Below are 21,977 nucleotides of genomic sequence, written 5' to 3'. Positions count from 1 at the left end.
CAGCTCGTTAGCGGCCGAATCCGGGAATGCCGAACAGGCCTGGGCGCTGCTCCGGTGGGGGCGGCGGTGGCGGTGCCGGCTGCTGCTGCTGGATCGGCGGCAGCGGCTGCGGCGGGCGCTGCTGCACCTGCTTGGGGGCGGCCTTTTTCTGTGCAGGCGGCGGTGGCGGCGGCTTTGCCGCGGCCGGATCCGGTGCCGCCGTGGCGACGGTCTGCTGCGGCTCTTTGCAGTCGGTCAGCCAGATATCGTAGATCGGATGCTCGACGCCGTGCAGGCCAGGGCTTGCCGCGTACATCCAGCCCGAGAAGATCCGCTTCACCTCACCCTGCAAGGTGATCTCGTCGACCTCGACGAAGGCGTCGGTGTTGGCCGCTTCAGTCGCCGGACGCGTGTAGCAGGCGTTGGTTTTGACGCGGAGCGCACCGAACTGGACGGTCTCGCCGATCTCCTCGTCGAAATTGATGATGCGCCCGGTGATCTTGTCGAGGCCGGAGAAGGTCGCCTTCTTGTTCACGATCTTCTGGGCCGGCGGCTCGGTCACGACCTCGTCGCCCGGCTGCAGGCTGGCCGGGGTCTGTGGCACGGCGCCGCCCGGCCCGCCCTTCTGCTGGGGCTGGCGCTGACCGGGCGCACCCGGCGCGCCTTGCGGCCCCGGCGGAGCGATCGCGGCGGAGGGCGGCTGGTTTGGCGGCGCGAGGGTCGAGCCCGGCGGCGGCGCCAGAGGCTGGGTCTCGACCGGCCCCGGCATCACGTTGCCCTGCCGGCCCGGCGGCGGCATCGGGCGCGACGGCAGCACACGGCCCTGCGGCGGCAGCTCCGGCACCTCTTCGTCGTCCTCGGGCATCGGCTGCGGCTGGGGCTGGCCGCGCGGAATGTTGCCGGGCGGCCGCAGCGGCGGCGGATCGGAGAAGATCGTGCCGATCTGCGCACTTGCCGGCGTCGCAGCCGTCAGTGCGGTGGCGGCCAAAAGCGCCGCAAGACCGGTCAGGGAAAAGATTTTGAACATTTCGCGCGGCTTCAACAGCGAATCGGGCTCGTTGGACATTCTACAGGGGATACCGCCGCTCGCAGGCCCTCCGGTTAACACGCCGAATACGGCGGGGGAAGGGCGGCAACCCAGCCCTTCCCGGCGCGGTCTGGCCAGGCCAGCTCCCGGATGGGATAGTCGTGAGCCCCTCCCCGGGGCCGAAAGCGGGAATGCCCCCGAACCGACAATCCCGACAGAGATGCCCTCCCTCCTCGAAGCCGCCCTCGCCCTTCCCCTGCGCGCCCTGACCTGGCTCGGCGGCCAGGGCACGCGCGCGGTGGCAGCGATCGCCTTCATCGCGGTCGCAGTGCCGCCGCTCGGCGCGCTGCTCCGTCCCCATCCACGCGAGCGGCAAGTGCCGTCCACTTGAGGGGCTAATCGGCTGAAATGGAGATTCAGTTCAAGTGAGCCTGCTTCAGTAGAGCGCAAAATCTTGGCTTCCAGAGCTCTTTTTGCGAGCCTGACCGCCCACGAATTCAATCCCTTTGTCGAGGTCAATGCCGTCAATGTCGGCCCGAACAAGGGCTCGTTTGAGCAAGTGCCTACCAAGCCAATTCAGGAAGTTCGTGGTTCCAAGCACATGGTGTCCCCGAATATGCGCGATCAAATGGTACAGGCCGAAAGCGCCTGCGATGCCCATCACTATTTTCCACGCAAGATACTGCTTAAGGCTTCCGCCTGTAACGAAGTCATATGCCCCGGTCGCCCCCATGAAGAGGAGAATCACAAGAGTTGTACGGTCGATGAGCTTAAGCAGTAGATTTGTCCGAGCGATGGCGCGAGCAAGACGGCCTTGTTCTTTAGCGGCCGCCTGAGCCAACGCAGATGTCGCCGCATCAGCACGCGCCTCAGCTTCTTTGAGAGCGATTTGGTCAGCCTTGTGGCGCTTGTTTGCTCGCTGCCGGGCTGCAGATTTCTCTGCTTCCATGGCAGCTCTCTCCTCCTCGATAGTGGCTTGCCGCATCGCTTCAAGCAGTTGGTTGGCGTTCTCAGCCGTCACCACGCGCTCATCATTGAGCGTTTCGTCGGCGAGGCGCTGAATGCTGCGATGATCTTGGATGAGTAACTCAAACTGCGGCATCTTTTCGGGCGTTACCTCTTGCAGCTTCGCCGCAACAGCGTCCTGCACCTCTGTCCGTGCGCGGAGCACGCGGTCGCACGTCGCGAGCAGGTGCGCCTTCGGGATCTCCTGACCGGCAGGACCAAGCCCCGTACGGAGCCAAGCAAGCGTTGCGAGTTCGCGTAGGTGAACGACCGGTCCTGTTTGCACCTGATTGAGGATCTGGCTCTGTAGACAATATCGGCGTGAAGTGCGCTCAAACGTGGCGTTGCGCGTCACGAACACATACCGACATCGGAAGAGGTCGCTGCTATGCCTACCCTCGCGTAGACGCATAGTCAGCGTCAGGGCCGTTGCGTCATGTTCCTTCGCGGCGACATCGTTGCCCCACACAACCTGGCTCAGAAAGTCGTCATGGCGTTCTTGATCAAACCATTTCTGCTGGTTTGGGAATTGCTCCAGGTCGATCGCCTTCACCGGAATCTTCACATTATCCAGCGCCAACTCCGGATCTTTCGCCACAGCCTGCACGTAGCTTTCCATTACCTCGCCAGAGCGCATAGCTGCGTGTGTGGCGCCAAACCTCTTGTTATGCGGCCTGCTCAGCATTGTTGTGAGGTTGTTTTGAATCTCTCCGATGGTCATAGGATAGACCACGATCGTACAGCCGATGCCGCGCAAGGAGTCGATGATTGATCGCACATCATCCTCCATCTGTTTTCCGGAACAGCCGAGGTAATCCAGCGCTACTGGGCCATCCAGAACAACCGTGAGATTCACGTTGGTCGCGGGCTGTGTTGGCTTTATGAAGTCTTCTACAACTTCCGTAAGCAGTGCAATCGAGGCTAGGCGCGCAAAGTGCGGGACGTACTCCGGCTTGTTGGTGCACATCTGCCTTACGAATCGCGCACTCATGTAGCGATCATCGTTCGGCAGTGGCTTACCGCCCTCCTCGAGCTGATCAAGTACCTGCCGCTCTTCTTCGGAAACCATCCGATCGACCTGCGCAGCGAACGCGGCTTCACCATACGCATCAAGCGAAAGCAGGAAACGGATGAGGATTTCCGTCAACTCTTCGCGGCTGCGGTGATAGTTGAGTAGATCGGTAACCCGAGGCGGAAACTTCTCGAACTCATCGATAATCTTCTCCAAGATGTTAGAGATGTCATCGACTTTGGCATCAGCAGGCTGCTGGTAATCGACAACATAAACACCATTGGCCTTGCGCTGAACGTATCCCTTCTTCGTCAAGCGCGGGATGAAGGCTTCGGCGATGTCGCGGTTAATGCGCCAGTGGTAAAGCTTTTGCGCCCCCTTGGCCAAGAGTTCGGGGTCAAAGACCTTGCCGTGCATTACCGCTAAGATGGGTTCGAAGAATGGGACGAGGGCGTCCAGAACGTCCCCACTATCCCGTTTCAATTCAGACAGCGCCATGTACACGCGCAGCGCTCGTCGCGTTACGTTGCTCATACTCGCTTCCTCGACTCATCCGACCCGGGACAACCGGAAGGAGTGTACCGGAACTCAGTCTGTCCGCAGACTCTCGCAGTCCGCGTTCAGCCTTTGTTTCCACTACAACTGGTGCTTTCCACCGACATCCGGCGAATCCGGCGGGGGAAGGGCGGCATCCCTGCCCTTCCCGGCCCGATCTGGCCAGCCCGGCATCCGGATGGGATAGTCGCGAGCCCCTCCTCGGGGCGGGAATGCCCCCGAACCGACAATCCCGACAGAGATGCCCTCCCTCCTCGAAGCCGCCCTCGCCCTTCCCCTGCGTGCCCTGACCTGGCTCGGCGGCCAGGGCACGCGCGCGGTGGCGGCGATCGCCTTCATCGCGGTCGCGGTGCCGCCGCTCGGCGCGCTGCTGCGCCCCTATGTCACCGAAGCGATCTTCCTTCTGCTCTGCATCTCCTTCATGCGCGTCGATCTCGTCGCGCTGTACGGACATCTGCGCCGGCCGGCGCTGGTCGGGGCCGCCACGGCCTGGACCACGATCGGTGTGCCGCTGATCGTCGGCCTCATCGCCCATGGAAGCGGGCTCGACAGAAGCTCACCCGGTCTCTTCCTTGCGCTGATGCTCCAGGGCATGGCTTCGCCGATGATGGCAGCACCCGCGCTCGCCGCGCTGATCGGCCTCGACGCCACCCTGCCGCTGGTCACGCTGGTCACCGCGACTGCGCTCGTGCCCTTGACCGCCTCGCTGTTCGCGAGCCTCTTTCTCGGCGGCATGCTCAGCATCTCGCCGCTCGCGCTCGGCCTGAAGCTGCTCGGCATCCTCGCCGCATCGCTGCTGGCCGCGACCGTCATCCGCCGACTGTTCGGCACCGACGCGATCCAGCGCCACAGGCGGCCGATCGACGGCTTCAACATCCTCATCCTGCTGGTGTTCGCATCCGCCGTCATGGGCGACGTGGTGCACGATTTCCTCGCCGATCCGCTGTTTGCGACCGGCGTCGCACTGCTTGCCTTCGCGGTCTATTTCACCCTGCTCGCCGTCACGACATTCATCTTTCGCCGCGCCGGCAACGAGCGCGCCTTTGCGATCGGCCTGATGGTGTCACAGCGCAATCTGGGCCTGATGCTGGCGGCCACCGCCGGCGCATTGCCGCCCACCACCTGGCTCTATTTCGCGCTGACGCAGTTTCCGATTCACCTCGCGCCGTACATGCTGATGCCGATCGCGCGGCGGCTGAGAGTGCGCGCAGATACGTCCGGCGGGGCGGCCACGGGCCACATCACCTAGTCGGCCCTCACCGCGCCGCGATGCCTTTGAGCAAGGCCATCTCGATGCGCCATGCTCATTCAACTTTCATCTTCTTGCATTCAGCCAATATCCACTGCCGGAATGCCTGCATCGCGTGCGTGTGCCGCTTTGATTTCAGGGACGTGAGCCAGTACGATCCAAGATGGACGCGGGTGTCGTAAGGACAGGCCAGGCGTTTCCGGGCTACATCCTCCGAGAACAAGACGACCGGCAAAAGTGCGACCCCGCCTCCTTGAGCTGCAGCGTGCGCCAAGGAGACCGATGAATCAAACGTCGGGCCCGTCATGCGAGGCTGCCGGCATTTCGCCGCCTCGAACCACTGTGTCCACTCGCCGGATCGGTAGGAACGCAGCAGCACCTGTTGATGGAGATCTATCGGGTCTTTGAGGCGCTTCGCTATCGTTGGCGTGGACATCGGGGTGAAGAAAGCATCGACCAAACGCTCTGCGTTGGTACCGTGCCAGGCGCCGTCGCCAAATCGAATGGCGTAGTCCAAGCCCTCGGCGCCGAGGTCGACACGATTGTTGTTGGCAAAAATCTTGATATCGACCTGCGGGTGGATCGAGGTGAAACTCTTGAGGCGAGGAACGAGCCAGCCTGCCGCGAACGTTCCGACGACGCCGATCATCAGCGTCTCCCGCATGCGGCCGTTTTCGAAACGGTCCAGCACCTGGTTGATCCGACCGAAAGCATCCGAAATCGCAGGCAACAGCGCCTCGCCTTCCTCTGTCAGGGCAAGCCCGCGCGTGAGCCGCCTGAACAAATCCGCACGCAGGCTTCGCTCCAGAGTTCGCACCTGCTGGCTCACGGCGGCCTGCGACACCCGGAGTTCCAGGCCGGCCTTGGTGAAGCTGAGGTGACGCGCTGCCGCCTCGAACGCGCGGAGCGCGTTCAGCGGAAGACTGGAAACGTTGGGAGGTCGGCGGGCCACGTCTGATCCAAGTTTTACTTATGGATGGCCTTACGAAGCATCGTTTGTCAATCGCGGCAGCACGCAGCAAAAAAGCACACGTTCAATCGGAGTTCACGATGCTAACGCGACGTCAGTTCGGATCATCTACACTTGTTCTTTCAGCACAGCTCTTCCTCTCGAAAGTCTCGGGTGCTTCGACACTTGAAACAACACGGCTGTTGGAGGCCATCAGGCAGCTTGAAAGCAAAAGCGGCGGTCGGCTCGGCGTCACCGTGCTCGACACGCAAACCGGAGCGTCGATTCACCATAGGGGAGACGAACGATTTCCGATGTGCAGCACCTTCAAGGTGCTCGCGTCCGCAGCAATATTGAAACAGGTAGGAGAGAAGCTGGACGGCCTCGATCGACGCGTTCGCATCGATCAATCCGACATCGTCGAATATTCGCCGGTCACCCGTGAGCATGTGGGACCGGACGGCATGTCGCTGCGGGAACTCTGCGAGGCCGCCGTTACGAGGAGCGACAACGCGGCCGGCAACCTGCTTCTCAGGGAAATAGGAGGCCCCGCCGGCCTGACCGCCTTCGCCCGCAGCCTCGGTGATGACGTGACCCGATTGGACCGCATCGAGACCGAGTTGAACGAAGCTGCGCCAGGCGATCCTCGCGACACGACAAGCCCGAACGCGATGGCTGAGAATTACAGGCGTCTGGTGCTGGGCAACGTGCTTCCGCCGGCAGGTCGGGAGCAGCTGTCCAAATGGATGATCGCAAACAAGACAGGCGACAGCCGATTGCGCGCCGGTCTGCCGCAGGGCTGGCGCGTGGGCGACAAGACTGGAGCGGGCGGCCGCGGCACCAACAACGACGTTGCGATCGTATGGCCACCTCAGCGCTCGGCGCTCGTCGTTGCCGTTTACCTCACGGGCGCCTCTGTCGACATGAGCGCGCAAAACGAGGTGATTGCCTCCGTCGGACGAGAGGTCGGCAAGGAATTCGGCTGACCGCGCGAGCTGACGTTCGCACCGAAGCCCGGCAGAGCCCCTTCAAGTGGAGGCTTGTGCCGGGCGCCCTACCCCGCCCGCGCCGCGCGCCGCAGCGCCTGCGGCGGCTGGCCATACGCGCGGATGAAGGCGCGCCGCATGCGCTCGGGATCGCGGAAGCCAGTCGTTTCCGCCACGCGCTCGATCGCCTCCCGCGAGGACTGCACGCGCTCGCGCGCGACTTCGAGCCTGAGCCGCTCGATCGCCTTGGAGGGCGTCGTGCCGGTCTCCGCGGCGAACGCGCGGGCAAAATGCCGGGCGCTCATGCCGGCGCGGTCGGCGAGATCCTCCACCGTCAGCGGCGCGTCGAGATTTTCGCGTGCCCAGGATAACAGTGCGCCGAAGCGCCCGTTCGGCGCCTTCAGCTCCAACAGCGACGAGAATTGCGACTGCCCGCCGCTGCGGCGGTGATAGAGCACGAGCTGGCGCGCGGTCGCCTGCGCGATCTCCTCGCCATGGTCCTCGGTGACCATCGCGAGCGCGAGGTCGATGCCGGCGGAGATTCCGGCCGAAGTCCAGACATTGCCGTCGCGGGTGAAGATCTGGTCCGGCTCGAACTTGACCTTGGGAAAGCATGCGACGAACTCGCGCGTCCGCCCCCAATGCGTGGTGGCCCGGCGGCCGTCGAGAAGTCCCGCCTCGGCGAGCACGAAGGCGCCCGAGCAGACGCTCGCGACCCGCACGCCGCGCCTTGCCAGCCGCTGCACGAAGGCCCGCGTGATCTCGCAGCGCGCGGCCTCCGCGACGCCGCTGCCGCCGGCCACGAGCAGGGTCGTGATCGCGTTCGCCGTCTTGAAGTCACGCGCCATCATCTCGACGCCCGACGAGCTGCGCACCAGCCCCGGCTTGGCCGCCAGCACGCGGATGGCCGGCGCCTTGCCGATGCAGCGCGCTGCGATCTCGAATGCCGAGATCGGGCCTGCCGCATCGAGCAGCTGGAAGTCCGGGAAGATCAGGATGCCGATCATGGGCCAGGCCGCAGGTATGTCCGAAAGCGAGGGAATTATGCCATTTCTGACAGCAGGGCACCATGCCATTCTGCCGCCGTCAAGCGCATTGTCGGAGGCTCCATGTCGTCACCGCTCCAGATCGGAATCCTGGTGTTTCCACGCGTCACCCAGCTCGATTTCACCGGCCCCTTGCAGGTATTCGCCATGGTCCCGGACGCAAAACTGCACCTGATCTGGAAGCGGATCGAGCCGGTGCCGAGCGATTCCGTGCTGACGCTGACGCCGACCACGACGTTCGCGGATTGCCCCCAGCTCGATGTCATCTGCGTGCCCGGCGGCCAGGGCACCAACGACCTTCTCAACGACGAGGACGTGCTGGAATTCCTGCGCAAGCAGGCGGCAGGCGCCAAATACGTCACCTCGGTGTGCACGGGATCGCTGGCCCTCGGCGCCGCCGGCCTCCTGAAGGGCTACCGCGCGGCCACCCATTGGAGCGCAATGGAGATGCTCGCACAGTTCGGCGCGACACCGACGAAGACACGCGTCTGCGTCGATCGCAACCGCATCACCGGCGGCGGTGTCACCGCCGGGATCGATTTCGCGCTGACGCTGGTCTCGATCATGGTCAATCGCACCACGGCCGAAGCGATCCAGCTCCAGATGGAATACAATCCAGCCCCGCCGTTCAATGCGGGCTCGCCCGACACCGCGCCCGCCGAGGTGCTGGCGCTGCTGAGGGAGCGCGGCGCGCAGAACCAGGCGCGCCGTCTCGAAGCGGTGCAGCGCGCGGCTGAGCGGGTGAACTAGACTCCGCTCACGTGTCCCGGACGCGCTGCAGCGCGCAGCGATGCGGCGCAGAGCCGGGACCCAGGGAGCCACACAGCACGCAGCAGAATGGGCCCCGGCTCAGCTGCGCACCACTTCGCGCTGCGCAGCGTCCGGGGCACGAGACTCACGAGGGCCCCAACAGAAAAAGGCCGCTCGGTTTCCCGAGCGGCCTTTCCTGTCTCACGGTGGCTGCACATTCACATCGGGCGATGACGGAGCTTCCAGACCGGGGGCCTATCTCCCGATCGAGTCCTTCCTCGGCGGCCGCTGCATCTCGGGACAGTCGCGAACTGTTGCCCGAACCGAACGCGATGGTCTCCCATCTCCGTAAGATGGGATCATTGAGCCGCATCGCCCGCCTCGAGGCAACGCCTGCGCAAGCAGCGTCCCCGCTGTTCCCGTTGTCCACAGCGGCGCGGCGCGGATGCAGGTGCATCCGCTTTGGACGATGGTGGTTCGTGGGTGCGCCGAAAAGGCTAGCCGGGCGTCCAGGGCTGATAGTCGCCGGTCGCCTTGGGACGCCTGCCGCTGGCGAGCGTCGAGCCGGAGGGACGATAGGCCTTGGCCGTGCCGGTGAGATTCGGCTGGTGCGGCTTTTCCCACTCGCGCGGCTGGTAGTTGACCTCGGTCGGCGGCTTGTCGACGACGTGGTGGATCCAGCCGTGCCATTCCGGCGGAATCCGGCTCGCTTCGGCGTAGCCATTATAGATCACCCAGCGCCGCTCGAAGCCGAGCGTCGGATCGATCGCCCCGCCCCGCGTGCGGTAGTAACGGTTGCCCTGCTCGTCCTCCCCGACCAGCTCGCCATACCGCTTGGTCCAGAGCTGGGTGCCAAACGTCTGGCCACTCCACCAGGTGAAGAACTTGAGGAAGAATTGTTTCATGCGGCAAGGGCCCTGCTTCGTCGGGTCCTGATGCCATCCGGGGGGCGAAATGTCCAGTTCGGCAGGCGCGCCGGCGCCCCCGCAAATCCGCCTACCGCGCACGCCCCTGCCGCAAAGCGGACGCGATTCATTCATGCCCCGTACAGCAGCAGGGCCTGAGGCTCCATTCGCGCGCAAACCGGCGTGATCCCAGGAACCCCAATGCATTCATAGGGTTTGCTTTCCGGGAAAGGAGTTTGACCATGAACAGTCTGAAATTGTTGAGTGCTGCCGCAGCAGCGGCGTTGGTTCTTCCCTTGGCGAGCCCGAGCTTTGCACAGAGTCGTGCCGCCGCGGTCGGAGCGGGCGGTGGCGCCCATGTCGGCGGCGGTGGCGGCGGTGCTCACATCGGCGGCGGCGGCTTCGGTGGCGGCGCGCGCATGGGCGGCGGCGGCGCGGCCTTCCATGGCGGCGGCGGCGGCAATTTCGCGGCGGGCGGCGGCGCTATGCGCCCAAGCGGCGGCAGTTTCGGAGGCGGCGCCGCGATGCGTCCGAGCGGAGGCAGTTTCGCGGCCGCCCCTGCGGTCCGTCCGAGCGGCGGCAGCTTTGTAGGCGGCGTGGCGGCCCGCCCCGGCATCTCGCCCACGTTCAGCGGCACGCGCAGCGTCGCGACCGCCTCGCCGGGCACGTGGAGCGGCAGCGGCGGCACCTGGAGCGGCGGCTGGCGCCACCATCACCATCGTCGCGGCGGCGGTTTCTGGCCGGGCTTTGCGGCCGGCGCCGCAATCGGTGGCCTCGGCTCCTACGCCTATTACGGCGGCGGGTACGGCTACTATGACGATCCCTACTACTACGACAGCTATTATGACGAGCCGACGGTTGCGGTGGTGCCCGATAGCGGCGGCGACTCCGCTGCCTATTGCGCGCAGCGCTACAAATCGTACGACCCGGCCTCGGGCACTTATCTCGGTTACGACGGCCTGCGGCATCCCTGCCCGTAATCGGATCGCCTAAGCGTGAGGCAGAAGGCGTCGCAGCGATGCGGCGCCTTTTTCGCAATCGGCGTCTTCCTCACCGGCTCGCACGTGCAAGGATAAATACAAATCGATGCAAATGGACCTTTATGCACCGAACCGTGCATATCCTTCGCGATCCAATCCCAAATTGACCCGACCCACGATTCGCGGATATCACAAACCACAGTGGGGACTTCGATCTACTGGGAAGTGTCATGCCGCGTATTCTCGTGGTTGATGACGATCCGATGGTCGGCGCGACCATCGAGGTCCTCCTCCAACGTCAGGGCTTCGACGTCACGCTCACCGACGGCGGCGAAACAGGACTGGCTGCGCTGGAATCGCACGCCTTCGACGTGATGCTGGTCGACATCTTCATGCCGCATATGCGCGGCTTCGAATCCATCCGCATCTTTCACGAGCGCGCCCCGGCCACGCCGCTGATCGCGATGTCGGGCTACGCCTTCGCCTCGTCTGCCTCGCCCTCTCCCGATTTTCTCCGCATGGCGCTGGAACTCGGCGCAACGCGCTGCCTGCGCAAGCCGTTCACGCCCGAAGCGCTGCTGACCACGATCCGGGAATGCCTCGCCGGCGCGAGCGCGCCGCCGAAGGACCAGAAAGAAGCCCCTTGATTCCAACGCAACGCGTCATTCTCGGTGTTGGACTCGCCATCCTCCTGATCATCACCGCGGCTTCGATCGCCCTCGACGTCAAGTCGCGGTCCGACGCGGCGCGGCTAAACCACACCGTCCAGGTGCAAAAGAAGATCTCCGATCTGCGCGTGCTGCTGCGCCGGGCCGAGAGCGCCGCGCGCGGCTACGAGCTCTATCGCAGCCAGGGCTTCAGCGACGAATTCCAGGCGGTGCACGCCAAGATCGCGCCGGCCCTCGCCGAGCTCAAGCGCGACGTGCACGACAGTCCCGATCAGGTCGCGCTGCTGGAGGGCACCGAACCGCTGGCGCTGCGCCGGATCGAGATCGCCGCCACCGCGATGCGCCTGCGCGCCGCCAACGACCAGGCCGGCATTGCCGCGCTCAACAGCAAGGCCGAGGGCCGAGGGCTGATGGACACGGTCATGGGCAATCTCGACCGTCTGAGCGCGGAGGAAGAACGCCTGCTCGCCGCCCGCTCCCAGGATTCGCGCCGCACCGGAATCGTGCTGCTCGGCATCGACGTCGCCGGCGCCGTGCTGATCCTGCTCCTGGTCGCGTTGGTGATGCGCGAAAGTCGCCGCACGACGGGTGAGCTCCAGAGCTCGCTCGAGCAGACCCAGGCCGCCAAGACCGCTCTCGAGGCGGCGGTGGCCGAGCGCACCGAGCACCTCGTCGCCGCCCATGACGAGCTGCGCCTGTCGGTCAACGTGCTCCAGAGCACGTTCCGCAGCATGGCGGAGGCGGTGCTGGTCATCGACGCCGAGGGCATGGTGCTGCTGTCCAATCCGGCCGCCGAGCGCATGCTGCTGCATCGTACCGGCATGAACGTCGGCAATCTGCGCGCGCTGTCGGACGTGTTTCACGGCGACGGCGTCACGCCGCTTCTGGCCGACGAGCTGCCGTCGACGCGCGTGCTGCGCGGCGAGCAGTTCGAAGAGCTGGAGATGATCGTCCGCCCGCACAGCGGCAACCCGCCACGCCAACTCATGGTCAGCGGCCGGCCGATGCGGGACGGGCAAGGCAACGTCTCCGGGGCGGTGCTGGTCTATCACGATGCGACGACCTCGCGCGAAACCGAGCGGCAGCTGCACCAGTCGCAGAAGCTGGATGCGATCGGCAAGCTGACCGGCGGCGTCGCGCACGACTTCAACAACATGCTCACCGTCATCTCCGGCAACACCGAGACGCTGGTCGAGAGCCTGAAGGACCAGCCCGAGCTGCAGCGCACGGCGCGGCTGATCGACGATGCCGCCGAGCGCTGCGCCGAGCTGATCCAGCATCTGCTGGCGTTCGCGCGCCGGCAGCCGCTCGAGCCGCGCAACGTCGACATCAACGCCGCGATCTCCGACATCGCAAAGCTTCTGCGCCCCACCCTCGGCGAGCAGATCCAGATCGAGACCGTGCTGGAACAGGGGCCGATGACGACGCATATCGATCCGTCGAGGCTCACCAACGCCGTGCTCAACATGGCGATCAACGCCCGCGACGCCATGCCGAACGGCGGCAAGCTGCTGCTGGAGACCCACCGCGTCGCGCTCGACGAGGCCTACGCGCAGGCCAATGCCGACGTGACACCCGGACCCTATGTCATGCTCGCGGTCAGCGACACCGGCACCGGCATGTCCGTGGAGATCCAGCAGAAGGCGTTCGAGCCCTTCTTCACCACCAAGGAGGTCGGCAAGGGATCCGGCCTCGGCCTCTCCATGGTCTACGGCTTCGTCAAGCAGTCGGGCGGCCACATCAAGATCTACAGCGAGGAAGGCCACGGCACCACGATCAAGCTCTATCTGCCGCCGGGCGAAGGCGGCGCGGACGTCGCAGCTGGCGTCACGCCGCAGGCCGAAGGCGGCGCCGAGACCATTTTCGTGGTCGAGGACGATCCGCTGGTGCGCAACTTCGTCACCGCGCAGCTGCAGAGCCTCGGCTACAAGACGGTGGCCGCGTCCGACGGCAAGGCTGCGCTCGACTTGATCGAGGCCGGCCAGAGCTTCGACCTGCTGTTCACCGACGTCGTCATCCCCGGCGGCATGAGCGGCCGCGAGCTCGCCGAGGAGGTGGCGAGGCGTCGGCCGGGCGTGAAGGTGCTCTACACCTCCGGCTACACCGACAACGCCATCGTCCATCACGGCAAGCTGGATGACGGCGTGCTGCTGCTGACCAAGCCCTACCGCCGCAACCAGCTCGCCGAGATGATCCGCAAGGCACTGAACGGCAGCGGGATGGCGGCGAGCTAGCGCGTGAACTGCCGAAGGCGCGCTGCAGTCACACCATATATGAGGCCGAGGGCACTGCCTCAGGATGTGAGTTCCAATTGTCCTCTTGAGACGCCGTAGCTCGCCCGGATCCGCGCGCCGGAGGTATTTCGACACCGCGCTATGCACCGCGTAAGGCCGTTTTGATCGTCATCGGGTCGGTCTCAAGCAAAAATCAAGCGCACCTCAAGGACAAATCGTCTCGCCAGACCAGTCTCTGAGCATGCTCTCGGCGACAAATGTAGGAGCCGGTGTCGCGACAGTCCGCTTGCGGAGCGCAGTACCGAGCGCAGTCATCAGATGCACAGCTAGGATCTTGGTCTGCGGCCGGAATTGACGGCGCAGCTTCGACAGGTGCTCGCATGAAAAGACGAGAGTTCATCTTGTTGATTGGCGGGGGGCTGGCCTGGCCTGCGATCGCACGGGCGCAGGGCGGAGCCAAGCTGCATCGTATCTTCTGGGTCTCGACTCAGTCCGGACCGGATCCCTTCCTGGACGGCTTTCGCGAGGGAATGCGCGCGCTGGGATACGTCGAGGGCAGGACCGTAACAATCGAGACGCATTATGCCCCTGAAAACCCGCAGGCACTGCGCAAGATCGTCTCCGAGTTGCAACGAGGGGATGTCGACCTTGTGGTCTCGAGCGGTCCGGCGACGCGCGTCATGACTGCGGTGACCGAAGTCCCCGTGCTGTTTGCATTGAGCGGTGACCCCGTCGCTTTGGGTGTGGTGAAGAGCCTTGCTCACCCCGGCACCAATTTCACCGGCAGCACATTCCTGTCGCTCGAGCTGGCAGGAAAGCGCGTTGAGCTGCTCAAGGACATTTATCCAAGGCTGCGAAAACTGGCGGTGTTCTCGAACACGGATCACCCGGGAGAGCCACTGGAATGGCGTGCGACTTTGGAGTCGTGCCGAAATCTTGGCATTGAGGCAGCCTACGTTCCGTTCTCCGGCGCTCGCGAAATCGAGAATGGGTTGATGGCTGCCGGCAAGGTGGACGCGGATGCTCTCCTCGTGTTTCCCGACGCGGTGACGCTGGTGCATCGTGCGAAGATTGCGGAACTTGCAATCGCGCACCGGCTGCCTTCGATGTTTGGCTGGTCTGAATATTGTGACGCTGGAGGTCTCCTAAGTTACGGCGCAAACCAGCGCACGACCTATTTTCGGCTTGCCACTTATGCCGATCGCATCCTGCGCGGTGAAGATCCGTCAGATCTTCCGGTCATGCGTCCCGACAAGTTTGAACTTGCAGTCAATCTGAAGACAGCCAGGCTTCTGGGTATCGAGCTGGATGTGTCGTCGATCCTGTTTCGCGCCAGCAAGGTGATCTCCTGAGAGTGGTCATGACGGACGGTGCTGCGCAGTCCTCTTCGTGCACGATGCCTCCGCGTCGCTCGCTGTTCTGCAAGTACTTCGCGACGTTGTTTGTCGCTGCGGTCGTGCCTCTGATACTCGGCGCGGCCGTCGAGGCTTCTTTCGGGTACCGGGACCAGCGCCGCCAGATCAGCGCGGTGCTGCAGGCCGATGCTCGCGCTGCGTCCGACAGGATCGAGGCGTTCACCGATGGCATCCGAGATCAGCTGGGTTGGGTGGTGCAGCTTCCCTGGTCTGCCGGAGGCGATGCGCAACATAAGATCGATGCCTTGCGCCTCCTGCAGCAGGTCCCTGCAATCGTCTCGGTTTCGCTTCTTGATGAGACCGGCACCGAACGGGTCTTTGTTTCCAGGCTGCTTCTGAACAGGACCGGGCGCGGCATTGATATGTCGACGGATCCCGCTGTTCTGGGCGCACGCGCCAACGAAGTCTGGTACGGACCGGTTCAGTACCGGCGAGATTCAGAGCCCTATATGAGGATCGCGGTTGCCGGGAGCCTGCCGGCCGCGGGGGTTGCGATCGCCGAGGTCAATCTGAAGCTGATCTGGGATGTCATCGCAGCCATTAGAATTGGCGAGACCGGCTACGCCATAGTTGTCGATGATTCCGGTCATCTGATCGCACATCCCGATATCAGTCGGGTTCTGCGCGGCCGCGCCAGCTCCGGCAGTTTTGGCCCGATCAAGCATCTCGTTGGCGCGACGAGCGGAGCGGCGGTGATAACCGGGGAGCGAGGCAACCCGGTGGTGGCGCTATCCGTTCAGGCCGCCGATGTGGGATGGACGGTGATCGCGATGCAGCCGACCTCGGAAGCCTTTGCATCAATTCGCGCGGCGTTGTGGCGCTCGTCAATTCTCATTGCCTTTGGTGTTCTTATCGCGCTGGCGCTCGCCTATTGGCGCGCGCACAGAATGTCCGGTCCGATCAAGCAACTGGAGGAGGGCGTGGAGCGGATCAGAACCGGACAATTCGAGCATCGCATCAAAATCTTCAGCGGTGACGAGTTGCAGCAACTGGCGTTGCGCTTCAACGAAATGGCTTCTGAACTGGCGATCTCACAGCAGAAATCTGCGCGGATCGAACGGCTGAAGCAGTTCCTGCCGTCACAGGTCGCCGAATTGGTCGAGCATTCTCATGAACTGCTCGAAGGGCAGCGACGTGAAGTCGCTGTCATTTTTGGCGACTTGCGCGGCTTCACGGCGTTCTCCACGCGCAATGAACCCGATGTCATCATGGCCGTCATGCGAGAGTACTACGAGGCCGTCGGCGCCGTGACGACTCGTCACGAGGCAACGCTCATCGGCTTTGATGGCGACGGAGTCATGCTCCTGGTCAATGCCCCGATCGCATGCGAACAGCCGGCAACGCAAGCGGTCCGGCTCGCGATCGACCTGCAAATGACGGTGCAGTCCCTTGCCGGCAAATGGTGTGACGCCGGCCACGCGATCGGCTTTGGTGTGGGCGTTGCCATGGGTCCGGCAACGGTAGGAACGGTTGGCTATAACGGTCGGCTGGATTACACGGCGATGGGAGCCGTGGTGAATCTGGCGTCGCGGCTCTGCAATCTCGCGAAGGACGCGCAGATCCTGGCCGATCCCACGATCGCTGGAAGGGTAAGGGACAGCGTTCCGTTGGCCTCGCTCGGACAGCGGAGCATCAAAGGCTACGACCAGGCTCTCGAAGTCTTTGCTGTCGCACCTGCTGACCTGCCGTTGAAACCGCCGGGCTCGGCACAACGCCGGCGAGAGAAAGAGCTTCAGGAGCACTGATACCCCAGCGTCCGGAAGGCTAACGCGTCGCCATCACCACGGCGGCCAGCGTGAGCAGCAGCGCGGCGATCTGCCCTGCCCCGAGCGGCTCGCCAAGCGCCACCGCCGACGTCACGACGCCGATCACCGGCACCGCCATGGTGCCAATCGCGGCGACCGAGGCCGGCAGGCGCGCGAGCGCAGCGAACCAGCTGACATAGGCGATGCAGAACTGCCCGACGACCGAATAGACCAGGAGCCACCAGCCGAGCGGCGTCACCTGCGACAGATGCGTGGTCTCGACCAGGAGGCCGACGATCGAGACCGGCAGGCAGCCGATCCCGATCTGCCAGGCTGCAGCCGTGAGCGGCGGCAGGCGGATCGGGTACTTCTTCGAGAACACCGTGCCGACGGCAAAGCCGAATGCGCCGACGAGCGCCATGACGATGCCCGGCAGCTTCTCGACGCTGGCGGCAAAGCCGTTGCCGCCCATGATCGTGGCAAGGCCGGCGAAGGCCAGCAGCAGCCCCAGCGTGCGCAGGAGCGTCGGCTGCTCGCCGAGCACCGGCCAGGCGATGACCGAAGCCCAGACCGGCATGGTGTAGGCGATCAGCGCCGCCTCGCTCGCCGGCAGCCAGAGCAGCGCCAGCCCCATCAGCACCATCCAGCCGGTGACGTTGAGCACGGCCGACGTGAGAAGGCGCGGCCAGATCGCGCCCTCCACCTGCAGGCTTTGCCGGCGGATCACCGCAAGCAGTGCCAGCAGCAGCGCGCCGAGCACGCCGGTGACCCCGCGCAGCGTCAAAGGCGGCAGCTCGGCGAGCAGGAATTTCGTCACCGGCCAGTTGAAGCCCCAGCCGACCGAGGTGATCGCAAGGAACATCAGGCCGGCCGGAGCGATGCGCGGCCGCACGCCCGGCGTCGTCGAATCAAGCATGTCAGGTAGTCCGGCAAAATCGACGGTCAGCTTGGCCCGGATTCGCAGGTCCCACCACCACTTCGGCGGGCATGCCTGCCCTCACCTTCCGTAGGGCTACGTGAGTCCTGCTGACGCAATCCCATTGCTCAAAAATATAGCTGCCCTGTGAACAGCGGGATGAAGCTTCCGCATCATCACGGGATGCAAATTTTTTCGGTTGGGAATCCCTGAGGACTCACTGATACTTGGGTCCACAACAGGCGCGGCGAAGACCCCTGTTATCCCCCACAATCCACCATATTTAGTATTTGATTCAGGAACTCGCACTAGTTCTTGACGGGCGCAACGGAGAGTCCTAGCTTTCGGTCCGTTCGGCGCGAGTGAGTTTGCGTCCCGCCGGCACTCCCCCAAAGGGTCTCGCAAATCTCCGCTCCGCCAGCCGGCCAAAGGCTGCGGATGAGGGCTTGTCTGCCCTCGGAATGCAGGCTCTTCGGGCGCCAGAACGGGCCGGCAACAGGCTCGGATGGCATCGAAGACGAAGTGACGTTGTGGGGCGTTGAACGCATGTCGCGCACATCCCCTTGGGGGCGGATGGGTGTGGACATGCCGGCGGGATGATCGATGCGACGCATCGGGGTCGTGCCGGGAAAAAACAGGGCCGGATCCACCGGCTGAACTGCGGTGCCCCAAGGCCGAACGGCTGAAGGCGCCCGCGAGATGCAATGACGACCCGGCACGCCCACAACGAGGGGCGGGACCGGTCAAAGAAAAGGACGGGGCAAGACAATGCGGATTGAGCGGCGCCACACCACCCAAGGACAGTCACCTTATGCGGGAATCGACTTCCGCCTGACCACGTCGGAGATTCGCAATCCCGACGGCTCGGTCGTATTCAAGCTCGACAATGTCGAGGTGCCGAGCGAGTGGTCGCAGGTCGCCTCCGACGTGCTGGCCCAGAAATATTTCCGCAAAGCCGGCGTTGCCGCGCGCCTGAAGAAGGTCGAGGAGGAATCCGTCCCCTCCTTCCTGTGGCGCTCCGTGCCCGATACCGATGCGCTCAATGCGCTGCCCGAGAAGGAGCGCTATGTCAGCGAGCTCTCGGCCAAGCAGGTGTTCGACCGCCTCGCCGGCTGCTGGACCTATTGGGGCTGGAAGGGCAAGTACTTCTCGACCGACGAGGACGCCCAGGCCTTCTACGACGAGCTCCGCTACATGCTCGCCATGCAGATGGTCGCGCCGAACTCGCCGCAATGGTTCAACACCGGCCTGCACTGGGCCTATGGCATCGACGGCCCCGGCCAGGGCCATTATTACGTCGACCCCTTCACCGGCAAGCTGACCAAGTCCAAGTCGGCCTATGAGCATCCGCAGCCGCATGCCTGCTTCATCCAGGGCGTCGGTGACGACCTCGTCAACGAGGGCGGCATCATGGACCTCTGGGTCCGCGAGGCGCGCCTGTTCAAATACGGCTCCGGCACCGGCTCCAACTTCTCGCGCCTGCGCGGCGAAGGCGAAAAGCTCTCCGGCGGCGGCCGCTCGTCGGGCCTGATGAGCTTCCTCAAGATCGGCGACCGCGCTGCGGGCGCGATCAAGAGCGGCGGCACCACGCGCCGCGCCGCCAAGATGGTCGTGGTCGACGTCGATCACCCCGACATCGAGACTTATATCGACTGGAAGGTGAAGGAGGAGCAGAAGGTCGCCGCCCTCGTCACGGGCTCCAAGATCAACCAGAAGCACCTCAAGGCGGTGCTGAAGGCCTGCGTCAACTGCGAAGGCTCGGGCGACGATTGCTTCGACCCCGAGAAGAACCCTGCCCTGCGCCGGGAAATCAAGCTCGCGCGCCGCAGCCTCGTGCCCGACAATTACATCAAGCGCGTCATCCAGTTTGCCAAGCAAGGCTACAAGGACATCCAGTTCGACACCTACGACACCGACTGGGACTCTGAAGCCTATCTCACGGTTTCGGGGCAGAACTCCAACAACTCGGTCTCGCTGAGGGACGACTTCCTGCGCGCCGTCGAGACCGACGGCGACTGGAATCTCAACGCCCGCACTTCCAGGAAGGTGACCAAGACGCTGAAGGCGCGCGACCTCTGGGAGAAGATCGGCTACGCCGCCTGGGCCTCGGCCGACCCGGGCCTGCACTTCAACACCACGATGAACGACTGGCACACCTGCAAGGCGTCCGGCGACATCCGCGCGTCCAATCCGTGCTCGGAATACATGTTCCTGGACGACACGGCGTGCAACCTCGCTTCGGCCAACCTGCTGACGTTCTACAACACCGAAACCAAGCACTTCGACGTCGAGGGCTATGAGCACCTCTGCCGGCTCTGGACCATCGTGCTGGAAATCTCCGTCATGATGGCGCAGTTCCCGTCGAAGGCGATCGCCGAGCTCTCCTACGAGTTCCGCACGCTCGGCCTCGGCTACGCCAACATCGGCGGCCTCCTGATGACCATGGGCCTGCCCTACGACAGCAAGGAAGGCCGCGCGCTCTGCGGCGCGCTGACCGCCGTCATGACCGGCATCACCTACAAGACCTCCGCGGAAATAGCTGCTGAACTGGGCACCTTCCCCGGCTACAAGAAGAACGCCGCGCACATGCTGCGCGTGATCCGCAACCACCGCCGCGCCGCGCACGGCGAGGCCTCGGGCTATGAGGCGCTCAGCGTCAACCCGGTGCCGCTCGACCTCGTCTCCTGCCCGCAAGGAGACCTCGTCGGCCATGCCCAGGCGGCCTGGGATGCGGCGCTCGAGCTCGGCGAGAAGCACGGCTATCGCAACGCCCAGACCACGGTGATCGCGCCGACCGGCACGATCGGCCTCGTCATGGATTGCGACACCACCGGCATCGAGCCCGACTTCGCCCTGGTCAAGTTCAAGAAGCTCGCCGGCGGCGGCTACTTCAAGATCATCAACCGCGCCGTGCCGGCCGCGCTGCGCGCGCTCGGCTATCGCGAGAGCGAGATCGCGGAGATCGAAGCCTATGCCGTCGGCCACGGCTCGCTCTCCAACGCCCCCGGCATCAACGCCTCGACCCTCAAGGCAAAGGGCTTCACCGATGAAGCCATCGCCAAGGTCGAGAAGGCCCTGCCGACCGCCTTCGACATCAAGTTCGCCTTCAACAAGTGGACCTTTGGCGAAGACTTCATCCGCGACCAGCTCGGTATCGGCGCTGAAGCCATTGCGGCTCCGGGCTTCGACCTGCTCCAGGCCGTCGGCTTCACCAAGCGTGAGATCGAGGCGGCCAACGTCCACATCTGCGGCGCGATGACGGTGGAAGGTGCCCCGCACCTCAAGGCCGAGCACTACCCGGTGTTCGACTGCGCCAATCCCTGCGGCAAGATCGGCAAGCGCTATCTGTCGGTCGAGAGCCACATCCGCATGATGGCGGCGGCGCAGCCCTTCATCTCGGGTGCGATTTCCAAGACCATCAACATGCCGAACGACGCCACGGTGGAGGACTGCAAGTCCGCCTACATGCTGTCGTGGAAGCTGGCGTTGAAGGCCAACGCGCTCTATCGCGACGGCTCCAAGCTCTCCCAGCCGCTCAACTCGCAGCTCATCTCTGACGATGAGGACGAGGACGATGCGGTCGAGCTGCTGCACGAGAAGCCGATGGCGGCGCGCGCCGCGCATGTGGCCGAAAAGGTCGTCGAGAAGCTGGTCGAGCGCATCGTCGTGATGCGCGAGCGCGAGAAGATGCCGGATCGCCGCAAGGGCTACACCCAGAAGGCGGTGGTCGGCGGCCACAAGGTCTATTTGCGCACCGGCGAATACGATGACGGCCGTCTCGGCGAGATCTTCATCGACATGCACAAGGAAGGCGCGGCGCTGCGCTCCTTCATCAACAACTTCGCCATCGCGGTGTCGCTCGGCCTGCAATACGGCGTGCCGCTTGACGAATATGTCGACGCCTTCACCTTCACCCGCTTCGAGCCGGCGGGTCCCGTGCAGGGCAACGACAGCATCAAGTACGCGACCTCGATCCTCGACTACGTCTTCCGCGAGCTCGCGGTGAGCTATCTCTCGCGCTTCGACCTCGCCCACGTCGATCCCAACGAGACGGGCTTTGACGCGCTCGGCAAGGGCGTCGAGGAAGGCAAGGAGCCGGACGAGGACGGCGGCCACCACGCGACCAAGCTGGTCTCGCGCGGCCTCACCCGCTCGCGCACGGACAACCTCGTCGTGATGCGCGGCGGCTCGGCCGCGGTCAGCCAAGGCAACGACAGCGCGCCGTCAGGCGGCAGCCGGGTCACGGCGCTGGCCGCCCACGGCACCTCGTCCCGCCTCAGTGACACCATCGAAGGCGCCGTTGCGCTGAAGCAGGAAGCCCAGCACGACCTGTCTCCGACGGAGAAGCTCGAGCAGCTGCAGTGGAGCAAGGCCGGCACCGCCGCGGTTGCCGCGCCCAGCAAGGCCGAGCGCCGCGCGGAAGCCAAGGCCAAGGGCTACGAGGGCGAGATGTGCTCGGAGTGTGGCAACTTCACGCTGGTGCGGAATGGCACGTGCATGAAGTGCGATACTTGCGGCAGCACGACGGGGTGTTCGTGAGGATGCGCGGACGTCAT

Annotated in this window: 15 protein-coding genes and 1 pseudogene; 10 read left to right on the top strand and 6 right to left on the bottom strand. The window is 64.5% G+C overall.

Annotated elements, in window-relative coordinates:
* Positions 1–7: 7 nt before the first annotated feature.
* Positions 8–1,045 (bottom strand): DUF2155 domain-containing protein, encoded by a 1,038-nt coding sequence (locus AB7M16_RS00410; RefSeq protein WP_453942824.1) that lies wholly within the window; start codon positions 1,043–1,045, stop codon positions 8–10.
* Positions 1,046–1,226: 181 nt separating this feature from the next.
* Between AB7M16_RS00410 and AB7M16_RS00405 the strand changes: the two are divergent.
* Positions 1,227–1,376 (top strand): annotated as a pseudogene (locus AB7M16_RS00405) (Na+-dependent transporter); the annotation flags it as partial.
* 66 nt (positions 1,377–1,442) lie between these two features.
* Here AB7M16_RS00405 and AB7M16_RS00400 read toward each other — a convergent pair.
* Positions 1,443–3,557: a hypothetical protein gene (locus tag AB7M16_RS00400; protein WP_453942823.1), complete on the bottom strand. Its 2,115-nt coding sequence runs from the start codon at positions 3,555–3,557 to the stop codon at positions 1,443–1,445.
* A 262-nt stretch (positions 3,558–3,819) separates the two neighbouring features.
* On the opposite strand from AB7M16_RS00400, the gene AB7M16_RS00395 reads away from it, so the two are divergent.
* Complete coding sequence (locus tag AB7M16_RS00395) at positions 3,820–4,827, top strand: Na+-dependent transporter (protein ID WP_453942822.1); 1,008 nt, start codon at positions 3,820–3,822, stop codon at positions 4,825–4,827.
* Between the two features lie 55 nt (positions 4,828–4,882).
* On the opposite strand, the gene AB7M16_RS00390 is transcribed toward AB7M16_RS00395, so the two are convergent.
* Positions 4,883–5,779 carry a LysR family transcriptional regulator gene (locus AB7M16_RS00390; RefSeq protein WP_453942821.1) on the bottom strand — a complete coding sequence of 299 codons (897 nt, stop codon included), beginning with the start codon at positions 5,777–5,779 and terminating at the stop codon, positions 4,883–4,885.
* A 98-nt stretch (positions 5,780–5,877) separates the two neighbouring features.
* Here AB7M16_RS00390 and bla point away from each other — a divergent pair, with 98 nt between their 5' ends.
* Positions 5,878–6,762 (top strand): class A beta-lactamase, encoded by an 885-nt coding sequence (bla, locus tag AB7M16_RS00385; RefSeq protein WP_453947106.1) that lies wholly within the window; start codon positions 5,878–5,880, stop codon positions 6,760–6,762.
* Between the two features lie 68 nt (positions 6,763–6,830).
* Here bla and AB7M16_RS00380 read toward each other — a convergent pair whose 3' ends face one another.
* Positions 6,831–7,769 (bottom strand): GlxA family transcriptional regulator, encoded by a 939-nt coding sequence (locus AB7M16_RS00380; protein ID WP_172788650.1) that lies wholly within the window; start codon positions 7,767–7,769, stop codon positions 6,831–6,833.
* Positions 7,770–7,871: 102 nt separating this feature from the next.
* Here AB7M16_RS00380 and AB7M16_RS00375 point away from each other — a divergent pair, with 102 nt between their 5' ends.
* Positions 7,872–8,558, top strand: coding sequence for a DJ-1/PfpI family protein (locus AB7M16_RS00375; protein WP_172788649.1), 687 nt, complete (start codon positions 7,872–7,874; stop codon positions 8,556–8,558).
* Between the two features lie 497 nt (positions 8,559–9,055).
* On the opposite strand, the gene AB7M16_RS00370 is transcribed toward AB7M16_RS00375, so the two are convergent.
* Positions 9,056–9,463 carry an NADH:ubiquinone oxidoreductase subunit NDUFA12 gene (locus AB7M16_RS00370; RefSeq protein ID WP_172788648.1) on the bottom strand — a complete coding sequence of 136 codons (408 nt, stop codon included), beginning with the start codon at positions 9,461–9,463 and terminating at the stop codon, positions 9,056–9,058.
* A gap of 242 nt (positions 9,464–9,705) precedes the next feature.
* On the opposite strand from AB7M16_RS00370, the gene AB7M16_RS00365 reads away from it, so the two are divergent.
* From AB7M16_RS00365 to AB7M16_RS00345, 5 genes are all read left to right on the top strand, one after another.
* The gene (locus AB7M16_RS00365; RefSeq protein ID WP_453942820.1) at positions 9,706–10,443 is read left to right on the top strand and encodes a BA14K family protein; all 738 of its coding nucleotides are present in this window, start codon (positions 9,706–9,708) and stop codon (positions 10,441–10,443) included.
* Positions 10,444–10,673: 230 nt separating this feature from the next.
* The gene (locus AB7M16_RS00360; protein WP_172788646.1) at positions 10,674–11,090 is read left to right on the top strand and encodes a response regulator; all 417 of its coding nucleotides are present in this window, start codon (positions 10,674–10,676) and stop codon (positions 11,088–11,090) included.
* Entirely contained in the window at positions 11,087–13,345 is a 2,259-nt protein-coding gene (locus AB7M16_RS00355) for a CHASE3 domain-containing protein (RefSeq protein ID WP_453942819.1), read from the top strand. The genes AB7M16_RS00360 and AB7M16_RS00355 overlap by 4 nt, the downstream gene beginning before the upstream one ends.
* Positions 13,346–13,725: 380 nt before the next feature.
* The gene (locus AB7M16_RS00350) at positions 13,726–14,697 is read left to right on the top strand and encodes an ABC transporter substrate-binding protein (RefSeq protein WP_172788644.1); all 972 of its coding nucleotides are present in this window, start codon (positions 13,726–13,728) and stop codon (positions 14,695–14,697) included.
* Positions 14,698–14,705: 8 nt separating this feature from the next.
* A complete protein-coding gene (locus AB7M16_RS00345) occupies positions 14,706–16,505 on the top strand; it encodes an adenylate/guanylate cyclase domain-containing protein (protein WP_453942818.1) in 1,800 nt (599 codons plus the stop codon).
* Positions 16,506–16,524: 19 nt separating this feature from the next.
* Here the strand turns inward: AB7M16_RS00345 and AB7M16_RS00340 are convergent, their stop codons facing one another.
* The gene (locus AB7M16_RS00340) at positions 16,525–17,421 is read right to left on the bottom strand and encodes a DMT family transporter (RefSeq protein ID WP_260383506.1); all 897 of its coding nucleotides are present in this window, start codon (positions 17,419–17,421) and stop codon (positions 16,525–16,527) included.
* Between the two features lie 768 nt (positions 17,422–18,189).
* On the opposite strand from AB7M16_RS00340, the gene AB7M16_RS00335 reads away from it, so the two are divergent.
* Complete coding sequence (locus tag AB7M16_RS00335; protein ID WP_453942817.1) at positions 18,190–21,960, top strand: vitamin B12-dependent ribonucleotide reductase; 3,771 nt, start codon at positions 18,190–18,192, stop codon at positions 21,958–21,960.
* Positions 21,961–21,977 lie beyond the last annotated feature (17 nt).

The sequence above is a fragment of the Bradyrhizobium sp. USDA 372 genome (assembly GCF_053629095.1).
Note: the sequence above shows the minus strand (reverse complement) of the source record. Positions and strands in the feature narration are given on the sequence as shown.

Excerpts from the sequence above, each read along its gene's own strand:
- AB7M16_RS00410 (WP_453942824.1), bottom strand. The coding sequence starts at position 1,045 with ATGTCCAACGAGCCCGATTCGCTGTTGAAGCCGCGCGAAATGTTCAAA.
- AB7M16_RS00400 (WP_453942823.1), bottom strand. The coding sequence starts at position 3,557 with ATGAGCAACGTAACGCGACGAGCGCTGCGCGTGTACATGGCGCTGTCT.
- AB7M16_RS00395 (WP_453942822.1), top strand. The coding sequence starts at position 3,820 with ATGCCCTCCCTCCTCGAAGCCGCCCTCGCCCTTCCCCTGCGTGCCCTG.
- bla (WP_453947106.1), top strand. The coding sequence starts at position 5,878 with ATGCTAACGCGACGTCAGTTCGGATCATCTACACTTGTTCTTTCAGCA.
- AB7M16_RS00380 (WP_172788650.1), bottom strand. The coding sequence starts at position 7,769 with ATGATCGGCATCCTGATCTTCCCGGACTTCCAGCTGCTCGATGCGGCA.
- AB7M16_RS00375 (WP_172788649.1), top strand. The coding sequence starts at position 7,872 with ATGTCGTCACCGCTCCAGATCGGAATCCTGGTGTTTCCACGCGTCACC.
- AB7M16_RS00370 (WP_172788648.1), bottom strand. The coding sequence starts at position 9,463 with ATGAAACAATTCTTCCTCAAGTTCTTCACCTGGTGGAGTGGCCAGACG.
- AB7M16_RS00365 (WP_453942820.1), top strand. The coding sequence starts at position 9,706 with ATGAACAGTCTGAAATTGTTGAGTGCTGCCGCAGCAGCGGCGTTGGTT.
- AB7M16_RS00360 (WP_172788646.1), top strand. The coding sequence starts at position 10,674 with ATGCCGCGTATTCTCGTGGTTGATGACGATCCGATGGTCGGCGCGACC.
- AB7M16_RS00350 (WP_172788644.1), top strand. The coding sequence starts at position 13,726 with ATGAAAAGACGAGAGTTCATCTTGTTGATTGGCGGGGGGCTGGCCTGG.
- AB7M16_RS00345 (WP_453942818.1), top strand. The coding sequence starts at position 14,706 with ATGACGGACGGTGCTGCGCAGTCCTCTTCGTGCACGATGCCTCCGCGT.
- AB7M16_RS00340 (WP_260383506.1), bottom strand. The coding sequence starts at position 17,421 with ATGCTTGATTCGACGACGCCGGGCGTGCGGCCGCGCATCGCTCCGGCC.
- AB7M16_RS00335 (WP_453942817.1), top strand. The coding sequence starts at position 18,190 with ATGCGGATTGAGCGGCGCCACACCACCCAAGGACAGTCACCTTATGCG.